The organism is Nocardia sp. NPDC051832, from assembly GCF_040681285.1.
Taxonomy (GTDB): domain Bacteria; phylum Actinomycetota; class Actinomycetes; order Mycobacteriales; family Mycobacteriaceae; genus Nocardia.
In genome coordinates, this window is the sequence record NZ_JBFAYL010000001.1 from 1,092,558 (window position 1) to 1,116,195 (window position 23,638).

A 23,638-nucleotide genomic window follows, 5' to 3' on the forward strand; every position below is an offset into this window, starting at 1 on the left:
CCTGCGAAAACGCCCTCGAATGTGACGCAGATCACTACCAGCACGGCACCTTCTTCAACCCCCTTGATCAATCCGAGATATAGCTACGTGTCAGCAATCACAAGGTCCGAGGCTGTTGCCTCCGCAGATACACCGGCAACTCCCCCGCCCGAACTGCAATTATCCGAACTCACGCCCTGCTTCTGCCGGAAAAATCGTAAGTAACGAAACCATCACCACGAATGACATCACGCAATCCGCTGGCTACCGTGGCATTCGGCAACTTCGGTAGCCAAACCTTCATCAGGTTGGTGGCCCCGGCCGGTCCCTCATCCCGGCCGGGGCACAACCTGGAATCGCGCTCTTCCCGATTCACCGAATCGTCCCCGGAGGAATCTCCCCCGTGCCGACCTGTGATGACATCGCCGCGGCCTGGCTCTCCAGCACCGACTTCGCCGGAAACCGCACCGCCGTCGACCTGCTCAGCCGAGCCATCAGCCCACAGGACTTCGCACTCAAGCGCGATTCACTACCGGTCGCCGCCGCGGCCGACCCCGCCACCGCCGCCGCCATCCTCGAACTCCTGGAACGCGGCCAGGTGCCCACCATGGCCGCGATCCGCACCCTCACCGCGCAGAACGAGATGCGCCGCGAGGCCGAGCGCATCGAAAAGCTGGGCCGACGCGCGCAGCGCAGCATCGACGACTTCGGCAAGGTGCTGGCCCGGCTCGCGCACGAGCACTGGACCGCGCACGGCACCGGGCCCACCCGCCGCGACGTGCTGTGCTCCGAACCGGTCATGGCGCTGATCGCCGATCGGATCGGCGAGATCGCGCCCACCGCGGTGAAACATCTGTGGCTGATCGAGCGAGCCCAGCGGGCCGGCTGGATCGCCTCCAACGCCAACCCCCAATCGCTGTGCGCCGCACGCAGATTCCACGCCGCGAAGTACGGCAACCGGGTGTCGCTGCGACCGGTCAACACCATCGGCACGATGGTGACCGGGTTCCTGGTGGACTACCAGAACGAGCACGGCCGCCCGCCGCGCTGGTCCACGCTGGCCCGCGAATTGCGCGACGACCGCGGCCGGCGGCTGTTCCACGACACCGCCGACGCCCGCATCCAGGAGTTGTGGCTGACGACCGCGGAATGGATCGCGATCGAGGAGGACCTGCCGATTCCCGGCAAACGCGGCCTGCGCACCCTGGCGCGCAAAGCGCGCGGCTGACTCCCGCCGTACACCGCACAAATCGCCGCGACCACTGGCGAAACATCCGAACGTGACGTGGGTCGCACGGTGAGTATTAGGTAATTTCCTTGCAACGCATTCCGCGTGAAGGGAGTTTCCGTGTCCTCAATCGATCCAGCGGCCACCGCGTGGCTGCTCATCAGCACCGCCCTGGTGTTGCTGATGACGCCCGCCCTGGCCATCTTCTACGGCGGAATGGTGCGCTCCACCGGCGTACTCAACATGCTGATGATGAGCTTCATCTCGATTCCGCTGGTGACGGTGGTCTGGCTGCTGGCCGGCTACACGCTGGCCTTCAGCGAGGACGCGGGCGGTGGTCTGATCGGCAACCTGGACCACTTCGCGCTGGCGGGCATCGACCCGAACACCGTGAAGGGCACGGTGCCGGAATTGCTGTTCGTCACCTTCCAGCTGACCTTCGCCATCCTGACCGCCGCGCTGGTGTCCGGCGCGATCGCGGACCGGGCGAAGTTCGCCGGCTGGATGGCGTTCGTGCCGCTGTGGACGCTGGCGGTGTACGTGCCGATCGCGCACTGGGTGTGGGGTCCGGACGGCTGGCTGCTGAAGTTCGGCGCGCTCGACTACGCGGGCGGCCTGGTGGTCGAGATCGCCTCCGGCGCTTCGGCGCTGGCGCTGGCCATCGTGCTCGGCCCGCGCATCGGCTTCAAGGTCGACGCGATGCGCCCGCACAACCTGCCGTTCGTGCTGCTCGGCGCGGGCCTGCTGTGGTTCGGCTGGTTCGGGTTCAACGCGGGCTCGGCGCTGTCGGCCAACGGCACCGCCGCGGCGGTCTTCCTGAACACGCTGGTCGCGGGCTGCCTGGGCATGCTCGGCTGGCTGGCGGTGGAGCAGATCCGCGACGGCCGCCCGACCACCTTCGGCGCGGCGTCGGGCGTGGTGGCCGGCCTGGTCGCCATCACCCCGTCCTGCGGGTCGGTGAACACCCTGGGCGCGCTCGTCGTCGGCCTGGTGGCCGGTGTCGTGTGTTCGTTCGCGGTGGGCTGGAAATTCAAGGCGGGCTATGACGATTCGCTCGACGTGGTCGGCGTGCACTTCGTCGGCGGCGTGGTCGGCACCCTGCTGATCGGCCTGCTCGCCAACCAGATCATGACCGGCGGCGTCGAGGGCCTGTTCTACGGCGGCGGCCTGGCTCAACTCGGCAAGCAGGTCGTCGGCATCCTCGCGGTCGCCGCCTTCGCCTTCACCGTCAGCTTCGTGCTCGGCAAGATCATCGACAAGACCATCGGCTTCCGCATCACCAAGGAAGACGAGACCTCGGGCATCGACTTCGCGCTGCACGCCGAAACCGCGTACGCCGAAGGCGTGCACGGTCATTCGCCGGGCAAGAAGGTCTTCGGCAACACGCACTGACCTCGGACGACAGAACGCCCACCACCCGCACGGGTGGTGGGCGTTCGCCGTTTCCAGGCTGCTCGGAAAATATTCCTTGACTTGAATATTCTCTGTGGTGAATACTTTGAGCCGTGGAACAGATCGCCTCAGCACTCGGAGACACCGCACGGTGGCGCATCGTCGAACTGCTCGCCGAGCGACCCCGATCGGTCGGCGAACTGGCCGACTTGACCGGCTTGCGGCAGCCGCAGACCACCAAGCATCTGCAAACTCTCGCCCGGGCCGGGCTGGTCGCCGTCTTCCCGCTCGGGCAACGGCGCGTCTACGCCCTCGAAGCGTCGCCGCTGCGGACGCTCGGTCAGCGACTGTGCCAGCTGGCCGAAACCACCGACGCACACCGCGACGAGCGCGATGTCGTCGCCCGCTACCGCTCCACCATCGAAGCGGAAACCCTTGTCGCGGACCGGGACCGGTGGGCAGACGGCCGCCGCTTCGCATTCGAGCGGCTGCTGGCCGCGCCGCTGGAGGTCGTCTGGCAGCTCTGGGCCGACCCGGACCAGCTGGTGTCCTGGTGGGCCCCACCGGGAATGACCGTCACCGATTGCGTTCTGGAGCCGAAGCCGGGCGGTCGCGCCGTCCTGGACTACCGCGACGCCGAGGGGCGGCGCTACCGCTCCGAAGGCCGGGTCCGCGCCGCGCAGGCGCCCCAGCACCTCGAATTCGACCTTTCGGTGCTGGACACGACAGGCGCGGCCTCGTTCACCGGCCACTACGACCTGCACCTCGCCGCCGAACCAGCGGGCACCCGGCTGCAACTGAGCCTGGAGATCACCGAAACCACCGTCGAAGCCGTCCCCTACATCGCCGGAATCGAAACCGGCTGGGGCCAAGTGCTCGACAACCTCACCACCCGCACCGCAGAGAAAGAAGCACGATCATGACCGACACCTCAGCACGCAAAGTGACCGCGAACATCGCCCTCACCCTCGACGGCCGCTACCACGGCCCCGGTGGCGCCACAGATCTCGCGAAGATCGTCCGTTACGCGACCACCGAGACCGCGCGGAACCACCTCACCGACATCTACGGGGGCAAGACGACGGCAGTGCTCGGACGGCTCAATGCCGAGGGATTTCTGGGGTATTGGCAGACGGTCGCCGCCGACGAGAACGCCGACGCCCGTGACCGCGGCTATGCGAAGTGGCTGATCGATGCGGAAAAGGTGGTCCTGTCACGCACTTTGACCGAAGCGCCGTGGGATCGTGCCCGCGTGGTCGACGCCCCAGCCGCCGACGTCATTACCGAACTGAAAGCCACCGGAGCGGGCGACATTCTCGTCAACACCAGCCCGAGCGTCATCAAGCCGCTGCTCGCGGCGGACCTGATCGACCGGCTCTACCTCCTGGTCTGCCCGGAAATCGCCGGTGGCGGCGAGCGCCTGTTCGACGACGGTCTGCCGGGCTCGCAGTGGACACTGACCCAGCAGGAGGTCGGCGAGCTGGGCGAGGTCGCCCTGGTCTACGACCGCGTGCGGTAGCGGCTCAGCCGACCGCGTCGGCCGGTGCGGTGAAGGTGTTGCAGTGGAAGGTGCGGTTCTTGTCGACGCCGAGTTCGAACCAATTGCCGCTGTTCTCGGCGGTGCCATGGTCGCGGGCGTCGGTAGGGCCGTCGCCGCGGCCGTTGGCGTCGCGCTTGGCCACGTTCATCTGAGCGTTCGACAGGGTGCCGCCCTTGTTGGAGGCGCCCAGGTACATGCCGTTGAAGCATTGGGCCTGGAGTTCGACGCGGCGCGAGAGTTCCAGGCCGCGGGCGCTGCGGACGCCCGCGTCGACGCGTTCGGCGTTGGCGCGGCGCAGGATTCCGGACATGGCCTGCACATGGTGGCCGTACTCGTGGGCGAACACCGACAGGTAGACCACCCAGTTGTTCTTGAAGATCTCGGTCTGCAGCTGGCTGATCGGCATGTAGATGGTCTTGTTCGCCGGACAGTAGAAGGCGGCGAAGCTGGTGGTGGTGCCGGTGCAGGGCGTGGTGATGCCCTCGGTGCTGGCGCTGACGTTCAGCGTCGGCGCTTCGAAGGGCAGATTCTCCTGTTCCAGCAGCGGCTTCCAGGCGTCCTCCAGGCAGGAGGCGGCGGTTTCGAAGAACGTGCGGGCGGCGCCGACCTCGGTACTCCACGGCGTGTACGCGCACTTGGCCGGGAGCAGCGTGGCGTTCTGGTCGGTGAGCAGCGCGTTGGTTCCGGCCTCGCCGGCGCCCTGGCCCTCGGACGCGGCGGTCGGCTCGGTGTCGTCGCCGCTGCGCACCGCCACCAGCACCAGACCACCTGTCACCAGGATGATCACCGCGAGCAACAGGGCGAACACACCGCCCCGGCCGCTCTTGCGCGGCGGGCGCGGCGCACCACCGGACGGCCCGTAGGGCATCGGCGGCGGAATCGGCGGACGTTGCGGCGGCGGCAGATTCGGCCGCACCGCGGGAAAGCCCTGCGGTGCGCCGTAACCCGGCCCGGGCCGGTAGCCCTGACCTGGCGGATTGCCGTAACCCGGCGGCGGGCCGGCGGGCTGCGGACGATCGATGCGCCGCGTCGGGACCTCCTCCTCGGGCGGCTGGTAGCCAGGCTGCTGCGGACGATATCCGGGCGCCGGAAACCGTTGCCCACCAGGTGGAATCGGCCCCTGGCCGTACGGTGGCTGGTTCACTCCCCCGTACCCCCTCGTCTCAGTTTCGTGGTCACGCTCCGCTGACGCAGAATAGCAACCTGTCTAAAGTGGGCGTCCATGCTGACTTTTCGGGGGCTCCGAGCCGGGGCGCTAGTGCTCACCGGCCTGGGGATGATCGCGACCGCGCCCCTGGCGCACAGCCAGCCCGCGGCGCCCGGCGCGACCATCGTGGCCGACCTGACCCTCACCCGCGACGGCGTGCTGCGCGTCGAGGAGACGATCACGGTCCCGGAGGGCGGTGATTTCACCATGTCACTGCCGCTGCGCCTGCAGTTGAAGGACGACGTGGTGCGCACCTTCCAGGTCAAAGACGTCACCACCACCGGCACGGGTACCGCGAAGATCGCCAACGATCAGTTCACCATCGACGCCGACCCGGGCGAGTCGAAGTACACCTACACGATCCACAACATGGTCACCGACGAGCCGACCACGCAGGAACTGCGCTGGCTCGGCGTGGTGAACCACGACATCGCCTCGATCAGCATCGCCATGATCAGCCCCAGCTTCGAAATGGGCATCGTGGACTGCAAACTCGGCCCGCCCGGCGGTACCCGGCCGTGCGCCGACGTCAAGGTCGAGTTCGACGGCACGCTGTATCTGGAGCAGACCGGCCTGCGCAAGGGCGATGCCATCGACCTCACGGTTCAGCTGCCGCCGGGCACCGTCGCGACCGCGGCCGATCAGCGGCACCCCTTCGCCCTCACCGGACCGGTGCTGCTCGCCGCGGCCGCGCTGTTGCTCGCGCTGGCCGGGCTGGCCGGGTACGCCGCCCGCGCCCGGCGCGAGAACGCCGCCGCCACAGCGGGTACGGAGGTGATCGATCCGCTCCGTCGTGACAGCGACCAGGTGCAGTTCACCTCGCCCGGCGGACTGCTGCCGGGCGAGGCGGGCCTGGTCGTCGACGAGTACGCCGACCCGATCGATATCGCCGCCACTGTGGTCGATCTCGCGGTGCGCCGCTACCTGTGGATAACGCCGGTCGGCGCCGATTCGGCCGATTGGCGGATCAGCCGGGTGAACACCCCCGACGATCAGCTGCGCGACTACGAAAAGGCCGTCTACGCCGCACTTTTGCCGGACGGTACGGAATCGGTGACGGTCAGCGAGCTGCGCGCGCCGGACCGGGTGCCGGCCGCCGCGATCCGCAAGGCCATCATCGCCGACGCCGTGGACCGGGACGCGATCGTCGATCGCGGCCGCCCCGGGCCGTTCACCTGGGTCGGCGGCGCGCTGATCGCCGCGGGCGCCGTGGCGACCCTGGCGCTCGCGCTCACCGCCGGGCACGCCCTGGTCGGAGTGGCGATCCTGCTGGCCGGTGTGGCCACCGTGCTGCTGCCCAAGTACCTGCCCGCGCGGACCGCGCTCGGACGGGAACTGGCCGGGCAGGTGCGGGCGTTGCAGCGCGGTCTGGATGCCATTCGCCCGGAACAGATTCCGCCCGCCGATCAGGAGACGGTGTTCTCGCGCGCGCTGCCCTTCGCCGTGGTCGCCGGGCGCGCCGACCACTGGGTCCGCACCTTCCGCGACCTCAATCCGGCGGCCGACTCGCAGCCCGGGATCTACTGGTTCGGCAGCTTCGAGCACGATCGCGACCTGCTTCGCTTCGCGGGCCATTTCCCCTACTTCATCACGGCCATGGAAGGCCTGTTCGGCAAGCAGGGCAGCTGAAGTGGAGCGCCGGAGACATTCCCCGGCGCCCGACTCCGCCTACACCGCGGCGGGCGCGGCCTCGGCGTGCGCGGCCTCGCGGGCCAACAGGCGATCCCGCTGCTCTTCGAACCGGACCACGTCCTTCTGCAGCTTCGCCAGATAGTCGAGCAGCTCCTCACGAGCCGCTTCGCCGCGGGCCGTGAAATCGGTGCGGTCGAAGATGTTCCAGATCTTGAGCACCGGCAGCACCACGTCGTCGAGATGCTGGCGCAGGTCGTAGATGCCGTGCTTGACCATCAGCACGCCGTTGCGCCGCCAGTTCGGCATGCCGTGGCCCGGCATGGCGAAATTGAGCACCACCTTCGTCACCGATTCCATCGCCTGATCCGGCGCCAGGTCGAAGGCCGCGGCGGCGAGGTTGCGGTAGAAGATCATGTGCATGTTCTCGTCCTGCGCGATGCGGGCCAGCATGCGATCGCACACCGGGTCGCCGCAGACGCGGCCGGTGCTCCGGTGACTGACCCGGGTCGCCAGCTCCTGGAACGTCACATAGGCGACCTGGTCCAGCACGCCGCTGAAGTTCTCGGGCGCGTGCACGCCCCGGGTCATGTGCACCATGCGATCCCGCTCCAGCGCGACCGGGTCCACGCCGCGGGTGACGACCAGGTAGTCCCGCATCACGATGCCGTGCCGGTTCTCCTCGGCGGTCCAGCGCCCCACCCAGGTGCCCCAAGCCCCGTCCTGGGAGAAGTTCTCCTCGATGGTGCGGTGATAGGAGGGCAGGTTGTCCTCGGTGAGCAGGTTGGTGATCATCGCGACCTTCGCCACCTCGGACAGCCGCGATTGCTCCGGCGCCCAGTCCTCGCCACCCATGGCCGCGAAGTTGCGGCCCTCGTCCCAGGGGATGTAGTCGTGCGGGTGCCAATCCTTCACGGTGGCGAGATGCCGATCGAGGTTTTGCGCCACCACCGGTTCCAGCTCCGACAAAAGCTGCAATTGGGTCAAATCCGTTGTCATGAACGCCTTTCGGTATCGATGAGATCAACCGGGCAGAACAAGAACTCAGATATCGCGGGGCAACCGTAAAGCACGGAAAAGGCCCTGATCAAGCGATCAGGACGGGGTATACAACGACGGCAGGGCAGGACACTGAAATGTGTCCTGCCCTGCCGTGTGGCGGAGGATAGGGGATTTGAACCCCTGAGGGCTGTTAACCCAACCCGCGTTCCAGGCGAGCGCCATAGGCCACTAGGCGAATCCTCCGTCGAGCAGCTTACCGGGTTGACCCCGGTCAGTACCAAATGCGCCTGTCAGAGGGCTACTTCTTGAGGCCCGCGAGGGCTTTGCGGACCTGTTCCTTGGCTACGGTGGCGACTTCCTCCTTGCTGAAGGAGTCGCCGTCGGCGCGGTCGATGCTGATCTCGACCTTGACCGAGACGTTGCTGTCCTGCACCGCGACTGTGTAATCGGTCACGGCGGAGCTGGAGTAGTCGCGGACCTCGGAATGCCAGTAGCCCTGCTCGCCGAGGCCGGTGACGTCGCCGGAGGAGCGGCCGGTGCCGGTGGTGCCGGTGTCGTACTGCTTCCAGGAGTCGTAGTCGTGCTTCGAGAAGGAGCCGTCGCCGAGGAAGGACACCTCGAGCTTTATCGACGCCGTGTTGTTGTGGTACTTGCTGCTCGGGCTGGATTCCTTGTACTTGGCGCTGCATTCGAGCTCGCCGCCGGTGTAGCTCTTGGGCTGGGTCTCGGTGTGCTCCGGGGCCCCCTCCTGGTTCTTGGCCCACTTGCTGATCGAGCTGGTGTCGATCAGGCTGCACGCGTTGGTGATCGTGTCCATCGCGTACTTACCCTCGGCATTGCCGCCGCCGTTGTCCAGCGAATCCGTGGCGGTGCTCACCAGCGCGGCACAGCCGGCGAACAGGCCGAGCACCAGGACCAGGGCGACGCCGCCGGCGATGAACCACGGCGTCTTGCTCGACTTGGGCCGCTGATACGGCGGCGGCTGCTGCGGAAAGCCCTGCGGACCGGAATACTGCTGCGGCGGCGGGTTATACGGCTGCTGCGGCGGCGGTTGCGGCGCGGCGTAGGGCTGCGGCGGCGGGGTGTACTGGTCGTAACCCGCGAAAGGCGTTGTGGGACTGCCGATCATGGTCGGATCGGAGCGCGCCGGGTCGGGCGCCCCCGCGGCCGCCGCGGTCGGCTGTTCCCACCAGTGCGCGGTCGGGTCGGCCTGGCTCGCACCCTCCGCTGTCGAATCGCCGTTGGGTGGATTCTTCTCAGTCACGCGACCGATCCCCTCGTACCTCTTTTGGGAAAGCCCCTCCGATGTTGCGACCGATCGTAGCCACAATGCCCGATTTCAGGGCACCCGATATCGCGCCCCCATCGTCCGCTACACTCGTCAACGGATCCCGCGCGGCGCGCATCCTGTGAACTCCCCCAGGGCCGGAAGGCAGCAAGGGTCAACGGGCTCTGCCGGGTGCGCGGGGTCCCCTTAAATTCCCCTCCACTTCGGAGCAGCTCCCGGGTAACGTGAGTCCGCGGTCCCCCTGGCAAGTCCAGGACCGGCAAGTCCAGGACCACCAATACATGCCCCTTCGCTGCTTCGAAAGGCTGCACAGGATGCCCCGGCAAACGCAGATCGGTTTGATGAGCCACGAGGAGCTCGTGTCCGAACACGAGACCCAGACCGCGAATTACGCGACGCTCAAGACCGAGAAGCTCACGCTGGATCTGACCCGGGGAAAACCGTCGCCGGAACAACTCGACCTCTCCACCGGCCTGCTCTCGCTGCCCGGCTCGGGCGATTTCAAGGACGGCGGCGGCACCGACTGCCGCAACTACGGCGGCCTGCACGGTCTGCCCGAACTGCGCACCATCTTCGGTGAACTGCTCGGCATCCCGGTGTCGAACCTGCTGGCCGGCAACAACGCCAGCCTCGAGCTCATGCACGACAGCATCGTCTTCGCGATGCTGTACGGCACCAACGACTCCGAACGCCGCTGGGCCGCCGAAGCGACCGTCAAGTGGCTCTGTCCCGCCCCCGGCTACGACCGGCATTTCGCGATCACCGAGGCGCTCGGCTTCGAGATGATCCCGATCCCGATGAACCACAACGGCCCCGACACCCAGGCCATCGCCGCGCTGCTGGCCGCCGACCCGCAGATCAAGGGCATGTGGGCGGTGCCGAACTACTCCAACCCGACCGGCCTGACCTTCTCCGAAGACGTTGTGCGGGAACTGGTTTCGATGCCCGCCGCGGCGCCGGACTTCCGCCTGTTCTGGGACAACGCGTACGCGGTGCACCCGCTCACCGACGCCGCGGAACCGGTGATCGACGTGCTCGGCCTGGCCGCCGCGGCCGGAAACCCGAACCGGCCCTTGGTATTCGCCTCCACCTCGAAGATCACCTTCGCGGGCGCGGGCGTCAGCTTCCTGGGCGCGTCCTCCGCGAACCTGGACTGGTACCTCGCGCATGCCGGCAAGAAGAGCATCGGCCCGGACAAGATCAACCAGCTGCGCCACCTGCGGTTCTTCGGCGACGCCGACGGCGTGCGCGCGCACATGCAGAAGCACCGGGAGATCCTGGAGCCGAAATTCAAGCTGGTGCTGAAAATCCTGGAGGAGCGTCTCGGCGCGTCCAAGGTGGCGTCCTGGACCGAGCCCAAGGGCGGCTACTTCATCAGCCTCGACGTGCTCGAGGGCACCGCGGCCCGGGTGATCGCACTGGCCAAGGACGCGGGTATCGCGCTGACCGCCGCCGGTTCGGCCTTCCCGTACCGGAATGATCCGGAGGACAAGAACATCCGGATCGCGCCGAGCTTCCCGCAGTTGCCGGAGCTGGAGAAGGCGATGGACGGGCTGGCCACCTGCGTGCTGCTGGCCGCGACCGAAAAGCTGCTCGACAAGTAAGACGACAACGAAAACGGCGGGTGTCCGAGGACACCCGCCGTTTTCGTGGCATCACTCCGGCTTGTGCGCCAGTACCGCGAACATCGTCACCGACAGGTGGATATCGCCGCTCTCGGCGCCGCGCGCCAGATCGGCGAGCAGTTGATCGCGCTGCGCCTCGCTGATCGAGCCGCGGGCCACCGCCATCGCCGAGATCCGGTGCACCAGCGAGCCCGCGCCGACGGTGCGGTCCTGAATCAGTGCGTGCGAACCGATCTCGTCGATGACCAGGCCCGCCTTGGTGAGCAGACCCGGCAGCCGGCGACCGGAGAACGGGTTCGTGGTCGCGGCGACCAGGGTGTCGACCACGCCGCGCACCGTGTCCAGATCGCCGGGGTGCACGATCGCGGTGCCCCAGTCGACATCGACGACCACCGCGCGGCCGCCGGGGCGCAGCACCCGGGCGATCTCGGTGGCGGCCCGGGCGGGCGCGGTCAGATGCTGGAAGACCCGCTCGCACAGGGCGGCGTCGAAGCTGTCCGCGCCGAAGGGCAGGCCGTAGGCATCGCCGGTGTGGAACTTGGCGCGCGAATCCGCGTCCTTGGCGCGGCGTTCGGCGGAGGCGAGCAGGTGCGGATCGGGTTCGACGCCGATCGCGGTGCCGGTCGGGCCGACCGCGTTCGCGAACGCCAGCACTTCGGATCCGGTGCCGGAGCCGATATCGACCGCGCGCTCCCCGGGCCGCAGCGCGAGCGCGTCGTGCGCCCAGTTCCGCAGCCGGTGGATGCCGGGCAGTGCCGCTTGCAGGTCACGCACGTCGACCAGTTGGTCCTGGCCGGCGCGGTCGAAACGATCCGGACGGGGTGCGTAGGTATCGCTGAGTCGGTCCGAGGATGAGGACGTCGTCTGAGGCATGGGCCGGAGCATACGCCCAGCTGTGATGTACCGCACTTGGATCATCTGCCAGGCCGGAGTGGGATGATCGATCGCATGACCGTCAAGCTGTGTCTCGCTCAGGAACCCGAAGCGGATCGCCTGCTTTCCGACGATCCTTTCGCACTGCTCACCGGCATGCTGCTGGACCAGCAGTACCCGCTCGAACACGCCTTCCGCGGCCCGAAGAAGATCGCCGACCGGATGGACGGGTTCGACATCCACAAGATCGCCGCCGCCGATCCGGAGGCCTTCGAGGAACTGTGCTCGACGCCGCCCGCGATCCATCGCTACGGGCGCTCGATGGCCCGCCGCACCCTGGACCTGGCGCGGTACGTGCTCGAGCACTACGACGGCAACACCGCGGCGATCTGGACCGAGGGCGACCCGGACGGCAAAGAGGTGCTGCGCCGGCTCAAGGACCTGCCCGGGTACGGCGATCAGAAGGCGCGAATCTTCCTGGCGCTGTTGGGCAAACAGCTCGGCGTGCGACCGAAGGGCTGGGAGAAGGCGGCGGGTGCGTACGCCGAGCAGAACTCGCGCCGCTCGGCCGCCGACATCGTCGATCAGGAGTCGCTGCTCGAGGTGCGCGCCTTCAAGAAGGAAGCCAAGGCCGCCGCCAAAGCCGCAGGTAAGTAAGAATCGTCCTGCGTTTTTCCCTGGTCACCAGTGGTTTGCTAGTCGAAGCTTGGCCCTCGACAAGCACCACCTAGATGAGGGATCGCAGTACATGAGGATGAGGAAGCTGGCCGTCGTGGCCGCATTGGTGACGGTGGCCACCGGAGTTGCCGCGGGCAGCTCCGGCGCGGCGCCCGAGGCCGACGGTGGGGTGATCAATTTCCGGGCCCAGCAGACCGAGACGTCCGCGATCGTGACCACCGACGCGGGTTCGATCGTGGTCGAGGACGACGCGCTGAAGATCAAGGCGGCCGACGGCAGCGTCGTGGCGGGCACCCCGCTGAAGTTCAAGCTCGACGATTTCGAGCTGCCGATCGCCGCCGAGATCACCGGCCGCACCGCGACGCTGACCCCGCAGCTCGACGCGAGCAAGGCCGTCTACAAGCCGGTCGCCCTGCCCTTCGAGGACAAAGCGCCCTGGAAGACCGAATACGAGCGTGAGCAGGCCGCCTGGTCCCGCCTGACCTCCACCATCTCCATGGGCGCGACCGTCGGCACCCTGGTCGGCGGCCTCGGCGGCGCGGCGGTCGGCTGCGTCCTTGGCGGCGTCCTGGGCGGCGTCGTGGTCGGCGGCACCGTCGTGGGCCTGTTCGGTCCGTTCATCCCGGCCGCCCTCGCCGGCTGCCTCGGCGGCATCGCCATCGTCGGCGCCCTCGGCACCGTCGCCGGCCAGATCTTCGTGACCGCTCCGGTCGCGATCGGCGCGGCGATCCAGTACTTCGCCACCATCAACCAGCCCTTCGTGGCCCCCGCGCCGGCCAAGTAGACCCAGCCAGGAGCCAGCCCCGCCCAGCGACTGCACGCTGGGCGGGGCTTTGCCGTGTGTCGCGATCGATATGGGCTGACTGTCCGTGATGATGCACGCGAACGAATTCTTGTGCGCGAATTTCCCGATCGGCTGGTTCAGGGCAACAGGAGGAACTCGGAGTGGATCCCGCCGTGGAGACCGTTCTCATGGGGGGTTATGCCGTCGGGCTCGTCATGGTGGCGCTCGGGCTGGATCTGCTCGGCCGGCCGGTGCGGGCGAGCCGGGAGCAGCGGCCGGGAGGCTTTCGCTATCACCCGGAGGAGGATCTCTGGGTATGCCCGACGGGTCAGCCGATGTGGCCGCACAGCGTCGACACCGAGGCCCGGGTGGTGCGGTATCGCACCGAGATGGCCGTGTGCAAGGCCTGTCCGGAGCGCCACGACTGCACCGCGTCCGCGACCGGGCGGGAGGTGTCGCGCACGCTGGATCCGTGGCCGCATTCGGAGGCGGGCCGGTTCCACCGCGCGATCGCGCTGGCGTTGCTGGCTGTCGCCGCGCTGTTTCTCGGTGGCGCCGCGATCCGCGTGCCGCAGCCTGACGATCTGCTGGTTCTCGGCGCGATCGGGCTGCTCTGGGCGCTGTCGGCCTGGCTGCTGACCGCGCATCTGCGGCACACACCGGCCGAGCTTCCGGCCGGAGTACCCGCCGCGAGCCGATGAGCGCACCGCGGCCACAGCCCCGCGAGGTACTCGATCTCGTTGTGCGCCTTGCCGGTTTACTCCCGGCCGTGCCTTCGGATCTTCGATAAGGCGGTGCCCGCGACGCGACCAAACGGAACTAGTTCATGGGCGCTGACCTGCGTGAATAAGTGTGTCGCACGGCACCTCCGGCGGCTGGGGCTTGGTCGGAGGTCCGGTTCGATGTTAACTTCGTTGAGTGTCTACCAGTCCTGCCACCGCGTTGCGGGTCACCTATGTGACTGCCGCGCTGGGGTTGCGGCTGCCGCTGACGCGGGAGCTGTGTTGTTCCCGCTGTCGCGGCTGAGTTCGTTCGAACCGGCCGCCTCGCCGCCGACCCTGTAGACATGTCCCGCCTGTGGCTGGGACTCAAAGCTTGGACTCTTCACATGGCTCTCACTACCCTCGAGCGGCCCGGTTCCCGGGTTGCCGGCACCGGTCGTCCCCGCGTTCAGCGCCCCGTCGTCGCACCGGAATTCCGGATCGGCGACAATCCGGCCGCGGCCGTGCTGCGGTCCGCGACCAGCGGCCCGGTCTCGCGCGACAACGCCGCTCGCGCAACGGGTTCCAGCATCGCGACGGTGAACCGTCAGGTCTCGGCGCTGCTCGCCGCCGGCCTGCTGCGTGAGCGCCCCGACCTGGCCACATCGGGCGCCGTGGGCCGGCCCCGGGTGCCCTTCGAGGTCGACAACGACTCCTACCTCACCCTCGGCATCCACATCGGCGCCGCCGCGACCAAGATCGTGGTCGCCGACCTGCGCGGCCGCATCCTCGGCGGCCTCGCCATCGCCACCCCGCAGACCGGCCAGGACTTCGCGACCACCACCGTGGCGCGCAGCGCGAAGGCCTTCTTACAGCGCTGGCACCGGCGAAAACCACTCTGGGCCGGCGCCGCCGTCGGTGGCCGCGTCGATCCGGCCACCGGCCTGGTCGACCATCCGAAACTCGGCTGGCAGGGCGCCGCGCTCGGCGCCGTCCTGGGTGACGTGCTGGAACTTCCGGTGTCGGTGGCCCCGCACGTCGAGGCCATGGCCGCCGCCGAACTGCTGCTCCCCACCCCGGAACCGCGCACCGGCCAGGAACGCGGCAGCAGCCTCTACTTCTATGTGCGTGAAATGGCCGGTATCGCGGTCACTCTGGACGGCCGCGTGCACACGCCCAGCAGCGGACCCGGTTCCATCGCGCACTTGCCCACCGGCTCCCAGGTGCAGTGCACCTGCGGCCGGCGCGGCTGCTTGGAAGTGACCGTGGGTGACCGCGCGCTGCACGCGCGGGCGGTCGGCCTCGGAATCATCCCGGCGCACAACGGCACCGCGGGCACCACCGTCGCCGACCTGTACCGGACGGCGGAGGCGGGCTCGGCCCCGGCACAGGAACTGCTGCGCGAACGCGCCACCATCCTCGGCGACACCGTCGCCCTGGTCCGTGACATGTTCAACCCCGACCGGGTCATCCTCGGCGGCCAAGCCTTCACCGGCTACCGCCCAGGCGTCGCCCACGTCGCCAACTCCTTCCGCCAGAGCACAACTCTGCCCCCCACCGACATCCGGATCAGCGGTTTCGGCGGCAAGGTCCAGGAATTCGCCGCCGTAGCAACGTCTTTGAGCGCGATCTACGCCGACCCTCTCGCCGCGGCCCGGCGCATCGGCCTCACGGACTGAGGCACTCGACCGTTCGACCCGACGGGTGGCGATGCACCCAAAGCCACAGAAATCGACGCGGCCTCGAACGCTCGGCGGAGATACGCCAGGCGCGATGCGGCGAATCGCTTCCGCCGCACCGCGCTTCGGCGGCGGGCTGTGGACAACTCCGCGCGCTGCTCGGGCCCGCGCTAGCGCTGGGCTGTGCACAACTTCGACCCCACGCATCTGGTGGGCTGTGCACAGCTTCGTCCCCGCGCTAGTGGCGGGCTGTGCACAACTTCGCCCCCACACCAACTGGTGGGCTGTGCATGACTCGACACTCTGCGCGTGCCAGGCTACTGCTGGTGGGCCGCACGAACTTCGCGCAGCGCCGCATCGAGAAACCCGGCGTAGGTGTCGATGTCCGGCACCGCGCCGGTGTCGGCGTGCAGGGAGATCGTGACGGTGTCGCCGAGGCCGTGGACGCCGTGGGTGAGGTGCATGACCGAGCCGATGGCCGGGAAGCCCGCGGTGAAACGGACTGGGCCGCCGAAGGATAGGTCGGCGGGGCCGCGGTGGACGCTGGAGACGACGGTGTGGCCGGAGATGGTGTCGGGGACCGTGTCCAGGGGGTAGCGGGCGAGGTCGCGGCGCAGGAAGGCGGCCGGAGTTACCTCGGTGACGCGGTCCTGGGCCGACAGTAAAGGATGCTCGGCGCGGGTGCGGCGGTCGGCTAGGGTCACGGCGATTCGGGCGGCGCGGCGGCGGAGGTCGGGTTCGTCGATATGCAGGTCGACGCCGAGGCTGCGATAGTTGTTGCGAGCCCGCGCTTTTCCGGACCTGGCCATCGGGACCTGGGCGCCGGATTCATCCACAGGCTTCCCCAGGGTTGTGAGGTAGTTGGGGAGCGCCAGCGACACGGCGGTCAGGACGAGCACGGTCACGGTTCGGTCGGGGATTCGCAGATCGGCGGCGTCGAACACCAGCATTCTGGCCTGATGCACGGAATTCGGCTGAGCACCTGGCTGATTCACCGCGCTGGGGATGAAACTCGGCCCGGGAGCGGGTAGTCGGCCGGATTCAGTGAGCTCGGCCAAAATCTGCTGCGCGCGGTAGGCCTGATAGCCGCGCACCAGCGTCTGCAGCACCTGCACTGGAGCGCGAACGATCCCCGCTGCCATCCGCAACCCCGCGTTTGCCGTCCGCAACCCTTCGCTTGCCATCCACAGCACCGCGCTCGCCGTCCCGAGCCCAACGCCTGCCGTCGGCTGCCCAACGCCTGCCGTCGGCTGCCCAACGCCTGCTGTCGGCTGCGCAGCGCGGAGCCGTACGCCCAGCAGAGGTTTTCGGCTGAACGAGGAACGGCCGGGGCGCGGCGGTTCGTCCTCGCCGAACAGCGATCGCGCGATCTCCGCAGCTCGCTTCCCGTCCGCCAGCGCGTGCGACATCTGCAGCACCACGACCGTTGCGAGTTCCTCGGCCTCGGCCCGCATGGGCGGCCCCGTAACGCCACGAAACAGATGAATCCGCCACGGCCGATCCGCCGCATCCACTCCGGTGCCGAGCAACTCCCCGATCGCCGTCTGCAGCCCGCGCCAATCCGCTTGGGGCAGATCGTGTTCGATGAACTGGCTCGCCGAGAATGCACACGGCACCCAGGACGGATAGTCGAGATCGCGCGGCACCGCGCGCAACCGCACCCGCAGATCCGGAATCAAGGCACTGCGCCGCTGCACCCGCGCCCGCAGTTCGGCGGTCGGCACCCCTCGGTCGGCAAAGCTGTACACCAGGAACAGGTCGTTGCGCGTCCGCTCGGCCAGCCAGTACATGGTGGCGTCCTGTGGAGCCATGCGGCCGGCCATACGGGCTACTCCTCTGCGGGGAAACACTGTGCGAACGACCATATCGGCACCCGTTGCCGCAGCTCGCACCACCGGACCCGCGCAGCGAATGATCTTGATGTACAGCAGATTTCGCAAACCCATCGATTCCCTGCCCACCCGCTGCTACCGTCTGTAGTAGAACCATTCCTCTCACCCAGGGGCGGGGTGCAGGCCATGACTACTCCGGTAGCTCGCAAAGCAAGTGCGCAGGCAGACGAAGCGGACCAGCGATATCAGGCGGCCGCGTTCCTGAAGCGGTCGATCAACAAGGTGTTTCCGACGCACTGGTCGTTCCTGCTCGGCGAGATCGCGCTGTACACCTTCATCATCCTGTTGCTGTCCGGGGTGTATCTGACCTTGTATTTCGACCCGTCGATGAGCGAGGTCGTCTACGACGGCGCATACCAGCCGCTACGCGGGGTCACCATGTCCCGCGCCTACGAGACCTCACTGAACCTCTCCTTCGAGGTACGCGGCGGTCTGTTCGTGCGGCAGGTACACCACTGGGCCGCTTTGCTTTTCGCGGCCTCGATCATCGTGCACCTGTTCCGCGTCTTCTTCACCGGCGCGTTCCGCAAGCCGCGCGAGGCGAACTGGGTGATCGGCTCGATCCTGCTGATCCTGGCCATGTTCGAGGGCTACTTCGGCTACTCCCTGCCCGACGATCTGCTCTCGGGCACCGGCCTGCGGGCGGCGTTCTCCTCGATCACGCTGGGCATCCCGGTGGCCGGCACCTGGATGCACTGGCTGATCTTCGGCGGCGACTACCCCGGCACCATCATCATTCCGCGCCTGTTCATCGCGCACGTCCTGCTCATCCCGGGCATCATGCTGGCGCTGATCGCGGCGCACATCGCCCTGGTCTGGTATCAGAAGCACACGCAGTACCCGGGTCCGGGCCGGTCGGAGAAGAACGTGATCGGCGCGCGGATCGTGCCGGTGTTCTCGCTGGATCAGGGTGCGTTCTTCGCCTTCACGCTCGGCATCGTCGCGATCATGGGCGGCCTGCTGCAGATCAATCCGGTCTGGAACATGGGTCCGTACAACCCGTCGATGATCTCGGCGGGCACCGCGCCCGACTTCTACATGATGTGGACCGACGGCATGATGCGGCTCATCCCGCCGTGGGAGCTGTATATCTTCGGCCACACGGTGCCCGGGTCGTTCTGGGGCGCGATGATGATGGGCCTGGTCTTCACCCTGCTGATCGCCTACCCGTGGATCGAGAAGCGGCTCACCAAAGACCTGGCGCCGCACAATCTTCTGCAACGTCCGCGGGACGTCCCGGTGCGCACCGCGATCGGCGCCATGGTCATCACCTTTTACGTGGTACTCACCCTGACCTGCGTCAACGACGTGATCGCGTTCAAGTTCGATATCTCGTTGAACGCGACGACCTGGGCCGGCCGCATCGGCGTGCTGCTGCTCCCGCCGCTGGCGTACTTCATCGCCTACCGGATCTGCCTCGGCCTGCAACGCAGTGACCGGGCAGTGCTCGAACACGGTATCGAGACCGGCGTGATCCGGCGGCTGCCGCATGGCGAGTACATCGAACTACACCAGCCGCTGGGCCCGGTCGACGAGCACGGGCATCCGATTCCGCTGGAGTATCAGGGCGCACCGGTGCCGAAGAAGATGAACCAGCTGGGCGCCGCGGGCAAGCCGGGCACCGGCAGCTTCTTCCGGGCCGATCCTTGGCAAGAATCCGAACGCAACCTGGCGTCCGACCATGAAGAGGAACGCAAGCAGCTGGCGGTACTACGCCGGGTGCAAGAGCAGGAAGCGTCGGGCAACGGGCACCGAGATTGAACACACCAAGGCCCCGAGCCTGTGCTGCTCGGGGCCCCGTGCTGACTATTTCGGGGAATCGCCTGGGTTTCAGGCTTGTCCGAATTCCCCAGCGGACACGCCACTGAGGAACGCGTCCCATTCGCCCGGGGTGAACGCCAACACCGGGCCACATCCGTCATCTTTGGTGTCCCGAACTGCGACATTGCCGTCGCCCACCATCGCCACTTCCACACAGTTCCCATCGGGGCCGCTGTATGTACTCTTATGCCACACAGCACCCGTCAACTCGAGCTCCACGGCACTAGCTCCTTTGCTATGTCGAAACGAAGGAAAATTCTTCGGACCGTTTCCAACTAGCACCGGAACCCGGCGAGACCGCCGAATCCCCGTGCGCGCCCGTTAGCAGCGCGCAACATTCACGGTGCGTCGTTTTCGCACTGTAGTTCGAGGTGAATTACACCCCCGGGGTTGTCCCCGCGCTTGAAACAGTAGCAGGTATCCACTTAATTTGCCGATATCTTGCTCGGTGAAACATCATTTCTGCCAACGTTGCGAAGATGGGATGTTGCTATAACTTTGCCAGTGATCCACATTTCTTCCACAGGCCGTTCCTCGGCTAACTTTTGGTCGTCGTGATTACCTCGTGATACGTCACTCATCACTTTTCTAGATCAACCCGGGTACCGCGCGAGCACTGCGTCATGGATGATGGCTGCATGGTCGAACGCCCCCGCGACGAGGCAGGTCGTGCCCGCAACCCCCGTCCCCGTGACCGATTCGGTCGCCCGCTACCGCTCGGCAGCGTCGGCGTCCCGCGAATTCCGGATGATCTAGATCTCCCGCCCCAGCAAACTCTAATCCTGGCGCAGCAACTGCTGGATGACGGCTTGGCATTCAACGCGCACGAGGTATTAGAGGCCGCATGGAAGAACGGACCGTTCGCCGAGAGGATGCTGTGGCAGGCGCTGGCGCAATACGCGGTCGGAATCACGCACATCCAGCGGGAAAACCCCAAGGGTGCGCGCACGCTACTGGAGCGTGCGGTGACGCGACTGCTCAGCTACGCGCCGGTAGATAGCGGGGAATCGAACATTGGTCCGAATAATGACAATTGCGAAGACAATCAGGGCGACTACCAGAATGCGAATGCGGAGCGAGTTCAGCGCAGCGAATCTTGCACGGCGCCGTATGGAATCGACCGCGACGGGCTCATCGCGCACGCCCGGACCCTGCTCGCCGCACTCGACGCGGGCACTCCGATCGGCCCGGAGGATCTGAAGCCGCGCCTGGCAAAATGATCTTCGTGCCCGCCGACCCCGCCCCGCAGTCCAGCGCGGGCCGGTACGCGCCGAGCCCCTCCGGCGATCTGCATCTGGGCAACCTCCGCACCGCGGTGCTGGCCTGGCTGTTCGCCCGCGGCACCGGCCGCCGGTTCTTGCTGCGCGTCGAAGACCTGGACCGGGTCCGCCCCGGCGCGGCCGAACGCCAGCTCGACGATCTGGCCGCGATCGGCCTGGACTGGGACGGCCCGGTGATCCGGCAATCCGAGCGCCTGCCGCGCTATACCGCGGCCATCGAACAACTCACCGCCGCCGGCCGCACCTACGAATGCTTCTGCACCCGAAGGGAAATCCAGCAGGCCGCGACCGCGCCGCACGGACCGATGGGCGCCTACCCGGGCACCTGCCGCACCCTCACCGCCGAGGCCCGGGCCCGGCACCTCGCCGACGGCCGCCCCGCCGCCCTGCGCCTGCGGGCCGAGGTCACCGACTTCGAGATCCTCGACGAGTTACACGGCCCCTACCGCGGCGCGGTCGACGACCTGGTGCTGCGGCGCGGCGACGGCATGCCCGCCTACAACCTGGCCGTCGTGGTCGACGACGCCGCCCAGGGCATCGATCAGGTGGTGCGCGGCGACGATCTGCTGTCCTCCACCCCGCGTCAGGCATATCTCGCCACCCTGCTCGGGCTGCCGGTCCCCCGTTACGCGCACGTCCCGCTCGCGCTCAACACCGCCGGCCAGCGGCTGGCCAAACGCGACGGCGCCGTCACCCTCGCCGATCGCGTCGCCCTCGGCAACACGCCCGAGCAAGTGTTCGGCCTGCTGGCCGGTTCGCTCGGATATATTGCGAGCTCACCGGCCCAGCTCCTGGATCAGTTCGACCCCGCGCGACTGCCGCGCGAGCCATGGATCGTGAACGAGAACGGGTTGTTGCAACCCGAGGCAGGTCCGTAACGTACGGGTCCGGAGGCGGAAGCGCAGCGTGACCACGCAGGACCCGTGAGGACCGCAAATCCGACACAGAGGACAACCTATGACTAGCGGTGGGTACGACCCCAACCAGAATCCGCAGGGCGGGCAGCAGCCGGACCCGCAAGGCGGCCAGCAGTATCCGCAGGGTGATCCGTACGGGCAGCCACCGCAGTACGGGCAACCGCAGTACGAGACGCCGCAGTATCAGCAGCCGCAGTACGGGCAGGATCCTTACGGCCAGCCGCAGTACAGCCAAGATCCCTACGCGCAGCAGCAATACGGGCAGGATCCGTACGCGCAGCAGCAGGGATACGGTCAGCCGTACGGGCAGGGCTATACCTATGCCGGTTTCGGTACCCCGGCCGACCTCGGCGTCCGGGTCGGCGCCCGCGTCATCGACACGCTGATCGTGCTCATCCCGGTGAACGTCATCATGCGGGTGATCTACGGCAGCGGCACCGGCTTCTTCGTCGGCGTCAGCGTGCTCGGCGCCATCGCGCTGACCCTGTATTTCGTGCTGATGGAGACCCAGCAGGGCACCACCCTGGGCAAGAAGCTGCTGGGCCTGCGGGTGCTCGGACCGAACGGCGCGCCCAAGGTCACCGCGGAGCAGTCGCTCAAGCGCAACCTGTACACGCTGGTCTACGTGATTCCGTGCATCGGGCAGATCGCCTCGCTCGCGCTGATCGTCTACATGATGATCACTACCTCGCAGGACCCGAACAAGCAGGGCTGGCACGACAAGTTCGCCGGCGGCACCCAGGTCGTCAAAGCCTGATCAAGCCCCGCTGAAAATGACCAGGGCCCAGTAAAGGATGGTGACGATGATGCCCGCGACGCCGACCCAGATACCGGACTGGGCCATCCCGCGACCGTCCTGGTACGGGTTCTCCTTCAGCTGATTCAGCGCCATCACGCCCAGCGTGATGCCGGCCAGCGAACCGATGCCGCAACTGCAGAAGCCGACCAGCGAGGAGACCAGCGCGGCGATCGCCAAGCCGTTGGTCTGGTTCGCCGGCGGCGCGTAACCGTAGGGCTGGTATCCGGGCGGAGTCGGGTACGCCGGGCCCGGAGCCTGCGGAAACTGTTGCGGCCCGGACTGATACGGCTGCGCCGGGGGCTGCTGGTACTGCGGGTAGGACGGTGGCTGCGGCGCCGGCTGCTCCGGATATTGCGGCGTCGAGGGGTACCCGGACGGCTCGGAAGTCGGGTACTGCGGAGTCGAAGGCTGCGCACCGGAGTCAGCTGACACGCCTTCACCGCCGTACTGCTTCCACCATTCGTCGGAATCGCCGGGCTTCGTCATGGATACAGGGTATGTGAGACCTGGTTGTATAAACCTTGTGAGTGACTTACAGACAAACCCAGCACACGACCGGTCTGGACACCCCGCGCCGACCCATGCGGCATTCGCCCAGGTTGCGCGGGGGTACTACACACCCATCGTGGCGCTGTTCACGGCAACACTGATTATTTCCAACGTCTGCGCCAGCAAGGGCGTGGAGTTCTTCGGCGGCGAATCGCTCTCGGTCGGCCCGTTCCAGATCCTGCCCATCGGCACCGACGGCGCCTTCTTCCTCTTCCCGCTGGCCTACGTCCTGGGTGACGTGCTCAGCGAGGTGTACGGGTTCCGCGCCACCCGCCGCGCCATCTACTACGGCTTCGGCGCACTGGTGCTGATGGTGGCCTGCTTCACCATCGCGGTCCACCTGCCCGCCGCCGGTTTCTACGAACACCAGGAAGCGTTCCGGACGGTGCTCGGCACCAGCTGGCGGCTCGTGCTCGCCGGTCTGCTCGGCTACTTCGTGGGTCAGCTGCTGAATTCGGCGACCTTGGTGCTGATCAAGGAGCGGACCAAGGAAAAGCACCTGTGGGCCCGGCTCATCGGCTCCACCGTGGTCGGTGAATTCGCCGACACCCTGATCTTCTGCTCGATCGCCGCCGGCGTCATCGGCATCGAGACCTGGCAGCAGTTCCTCAACTACCTGATCGTCGGCTTCCTCTGGAAGACGCTGGTCGAGCTGCTGGTCATGCCGGTCACCTACCAGGTCATCGGTTTCCTGAAGAAGCGCGAACCCACCTACGCGCCGAAGGATTCCGATCCGCTGCACGTCTGAAGCGCCGCCCCCGCCGGACCGGCGGGG

22 protein-coding genes, 1 tRNA gene and 1 other RNA gene are annotated in these 23,638 nt (G+C 67.4%); 16 read left to right on the forward strand and 8 right to left on the reverse strand.

All coding sequences use genetic code 11. The annotated features are described in order from the left end of the window. The first annotated feature begins 382 nt into the window (after positions 1-382). The 4 genes from AB0M14_RS04780 (at position 383) to AB0M14_RS04795 (ending at position 4,118) form a co-directional block, all read left to right on the forward strand. Positions 383-1,207: a hypothetical protein gene (locus tag AB0M14_RS04780; protein WP_364988814.1), complete on the forward strand. Its 825-nt coding sequence runs from the start codon at positions 383-385 to the stop codon at positions 1,205-1,207. A 120-nt stretch (positions 1,208-1,327) separates the two neighbouring features. Next, a complete protein-coding gene (locus tag AB0M14_RS04785) occupies positions 1,328-2,599 on the forward strand; it encodes an ammonium transporter (protein ID WP_364988816.1) in 1,272 nt (423 codons plus the stop codon). A gap of 113 nt (positions 2,600-2,712) precedes the next feature. Then, positions 2,713-3,522 carry a metalloregulator ArsR/SmtB family transcription factor gene (locus AB0M14_RS04790; RefSeq protein WP_364988818.1) on the forward strand — a complete coding sequence of 270 codons (810 nt, stop codon included), beginning with the start codon at positions 2,713-2,715 and terminating at the stop codon, positions 3,520-3,522. Beyond that, complete coding sequence (locus tag AB0M14_RS04795) at positions 3,519-4,118, forward strand: dihydrofolate reductase family protein (protein ID WP_364988821.1); 600 nt, start codon at positions 3,519-3,521, stop codon at positions 4,116-4,118. Before AB0M14_RS04790 ends, AB0M14_RS04795 begins: the two co-directional genes overlap by 4 nt. 4 nt (positions 4,119-4,122) lie before the next feature. On the opposite strand, the gene AB0M14_RS04800 is transcribed toward AB0M14_RS04795, so the two are convergent. Continuing rightward, entirely contained in the window at positions 4,123-5,283 is a 1,161-nt protein-coding gene (locus AB0M14_RS04800) for a neutral zinc metallopeptidase (RefSeq protein WP_364988823.1), read from the reverse strand. 78 nt (positions 5,284-5,361) lie between these two features. Here AB0M14_RS04800 and AB0M14_RS04805 point away from each other — a divergent pair, with 78 nt between their 5' ends. Further along, positions 5,362-6,975: a DUF2207 domain-containing protein gene (locus AB0M14_RS04805; protein ID WP_364988824.1), complete on the forward strand. Its 1,614-nt coding sequence runs from the start codon at positions 5,362-5,364 to the stop codon at positions 6,973-6,975. A 39-nt stretch (positions 6,976-7,014) separates the two neighbouring features. Here the strand turns inward: AB0M14_RS04805 and AB0M14_RS04810 are convergent, their stop codons facing one another. From AB0M14_RS04810 to AB0M14_RS04820, 3 genes are all read right to left on the reverse strand, one after another. Next, positions 7,015-7,974 carry an acyl-ACP desaturase gene (locus AB0M14_RS04810; protein ID WP_364988827.1) on the reverse strand — a complete coding sequence of 320 codons (960 nt, stop codon included), beginning with the start codon at positions 7,972-7,974 and terminating at the stop codon, positions 7,015-7,017. 157 nt (positions 7,975-8,131) lie between these two features. Then, a tRNA-Ser gene (locus AB0M14_RS04815) sits at positions 8,132-8,220 on the reverse strand. Positions 8,221-8,275: 55 nt separating this feature from the next. After that, on the reverse strand, positions 8,276-9,241 hold the full coding sequence (locus AB0M14_RS04820) for a hypothetical protein (protein WP_364988829.1): 966 nt from the start codon (positions 9,239-9,241) through the stop codon (positions 8,276-8,278). 119 nt (positions 9,242-9,360) lie between these two features. Here AB0M14_RS04820 and ffs point away from each other — a divergent pair. Both ffs and AB0M14_RS04830 read left to right on the forward strand, forming a co-directional pair. Next, positions 9,361-9,455, forward strand: an RNA gene (ffs, locus tag AB0M14_RS04825) — signal recognition particle sRNA small type. 124 nt (positions 9,456-9,579) lie between these two features. Next, positions 9,580-10,869, forward strand: a complete 1,290-nt coding sequence (locus AB0M14_RS04830; protein ID WP_364988832.1) for an aminotransferase class I/II-fold pyridoxal phosphate-dependent enzyme — start codon at positions 9,580-9,582, stop codon at positions 10,867-10,869. 51 nt (positions 10,870-10,920) lie between these two features. On the opposite strand, the gene AB0M14_RS04835 is transcribed toward AB0M14_RS04830, so the two are convergent. Next, a complete protein-coding gene (locus AB0M14_RS04835; RefSeq protein WP_364988834.1) occupies positions 10,921-11,763 on the reverse strand; it encodes a methyltransferase domain-containing protein in 843 nt (280 codons plus the stop codon). A gap of 75 nt (positions 11,764-11,838) precedes the next feature. Here AB0M14_RS04835 and AB0M14_RS04840 point away from each other — a divergent pair, with 75 nt between their 5' ends. The 4 genes from AB0M14_RS04840 to AB0M14_RS04855 all read left to right on the forward strand — a co-directional run bounded on the left by AB0M14_RS04840 (position 11,839) and on the right by AB0M14_RS04855 (position 15,605). Further along, complete coding sequence (locus AB0M14_RS04840; RefSeq protein WP_364988836.1) at positions 11,839-12,420, forward strand: HhH-GPD-type base excision DNA repair protein; 582 nt, start codon at positions 11,839-11,841, stop codon at positions 12,418-12,420. 91 nt (positions 12,421-12,511) lie between these two features. After that, positions 12,512-13,225 carry a hypothetical protein gene (locus tag AB0M14_RS04845; protein ID WP_364988838.1) on the forward strand — a complete coding sequence of 238 codons (714 nt, stop codon included), beginning with the start codon at positions 12,512-12,514 and terminating at the stop codon, positions 13,223-13,225. Between the two features lie 161 nt (positions 13,226-13,386). Next, complete coding sequence (locus tag AB0M14_RS04850) at positions 13,387-13,926, forward strand: hypothetical protein (RefSeq protein WP_364988840.1); 540 nt, start codon at positions 13,387-13,389, stop codon at positions 13,924-13,926. 407 nt (positions 13,927-14,333) lie between these two features. Beyond that, entirely contained in the window at positions 14,334-15,605 is a 1,272-nt protein-coding gene (locus AB0M14_RS04855; protein ID WP_364988842.1) for an ROK family protein, read from the forward strand. Between the two features lie 317 nt (positions 15,606-15,922). On the opposite strand, the gene AB0M14_RS04860 is transcribed toward AB0M14_RS04855, so the two are convergent. After that, the gene (locus tag AB0M14_RS04860) at positions 15,923-17,428 is read right to left on the reverse strand and encodes a wax ester/triacylglycerol synthase domain-containing protein (protein WP_364988845.1); all 1,506 of its coding nucleotides are present in this window, start codon (positions 17,426-17,428) and stop codon (positions 15,923-15,925) included. 195 nt (positions 17,429-17,623) lie between these two features. Here AB0M14_RS04860 and AB0M14_RS04865 point away from each other — a divergent pair, with 195 nt between their 5' ends. Then, positions 17,624-19,258: a cytochrome bc complex cytochrome b subunit gene (locus tag AB0M14_RS04865; protein WP_364988847.1), complete on the forward strand. Its 1,635-nt coding sequence runs from the start codon at positions 17,624-17,626 to the stop codon at positions 19,256-19,258. Positions 19,259-19,327: 69 nt separating this feature from the next. Here AB0M14_RS04865 and AB0M14_RS04870 read toward each other — a convergent pair whose 3' ends face one another. Then, positions 19,328-19,600, reverse strand: a complete 273-nt coding sequence (locus tag AB0M14_RS04870; protein WP_364988849.1) for a DUF397 domain-containing protein — start codon at positions 19,598-19,600, stop codon at positions 19,328-19,330. A 356-nt stretch (positions 19,601-19,956) separates the two neighbouring features. Here AB0M14_RS04870 and AB0M14_RS04875 point away from each other — a divergent pair, with 356 nt between their 5' ends. The 3 genes from AB0M14_RS04875 to AB0M14_RS04885 all read left to right on the forward strand — a co-directional run bounded on the left by AB0M14_RS04875 (position 19,957) and on the right by AB0M14_RS04885 (position 22,272). Further along, on the forward strand, positions 19,957-20,538 hold the full coding sequence (locus AB0M14_RS04875) for a DUF309 domain-containing protein (RefSeq protein ID WP_364988851.1): 582 nt from the start codon (positions 19,957-19,959) through the stop codon (positions 20,536-20,538). Further along, the gene (gene gluQRS, locus AB0M14_RS04880) at positions 20,535-21,476 is read left to right on the forward strand and encodes a tRNA glutamyl-Q(34) synthetase GluQRS (RefSeq protein ID WP_364988853.1); all 942 of its coding nucleotides are present in this window, start codon (positions 20,535-20,537) and stop codon (positions 21,474-21,476) included. The genes AB0M14_RS04875 and gluQRS overlap by 4 nt, the downstream gene beginning before the upstream one ends. Before the next feature lie 79 nt (positions 21,477-21,555). Then, complete coding sequence (locus tag AB0M14_RS04885) at positions 21,556-22,272, forward strand: RDD family protein (RefSeq protein ID WP_364988855.1); 717 nt, start codon at positions 21,556-21,558, stop codon at positions 22,270-22,272. Here the strand turns inward: AB0M14_RS04885 and AB0M14_RS04890 are convergent, their stop codons facing one another. After that, positions 22,273-22,800, reverse strand: a complete 528-nt coding sequence (locus tag AB0M14_RS04890; protein ID WP_364988857.1) for a DUF4190 domain-containing protein — start codon at positions 22,798-22,800, stop codon at positions 22,273-22,275. 37 nt (positions 22,801-22,837) lie between these two features. Here AB0M14_RS04890 and AB0M14_RS04895 point away from each other — a divergent pair, with 37 nt between their 5' ends. Further along, on the forward strand, positions 22,838-23,611 hold the full coding sequence (locus AB0M14_RS04895; protein ID WP_364988859.1) for a queuosine precursor transporter: 774 nt from the start codon (positions 22,838-22,840) through the stop codon (positions 23,609-23,611). The last annotated feature ends 27 nt before the right edge of the window (positions 23,612-23,638 follow it).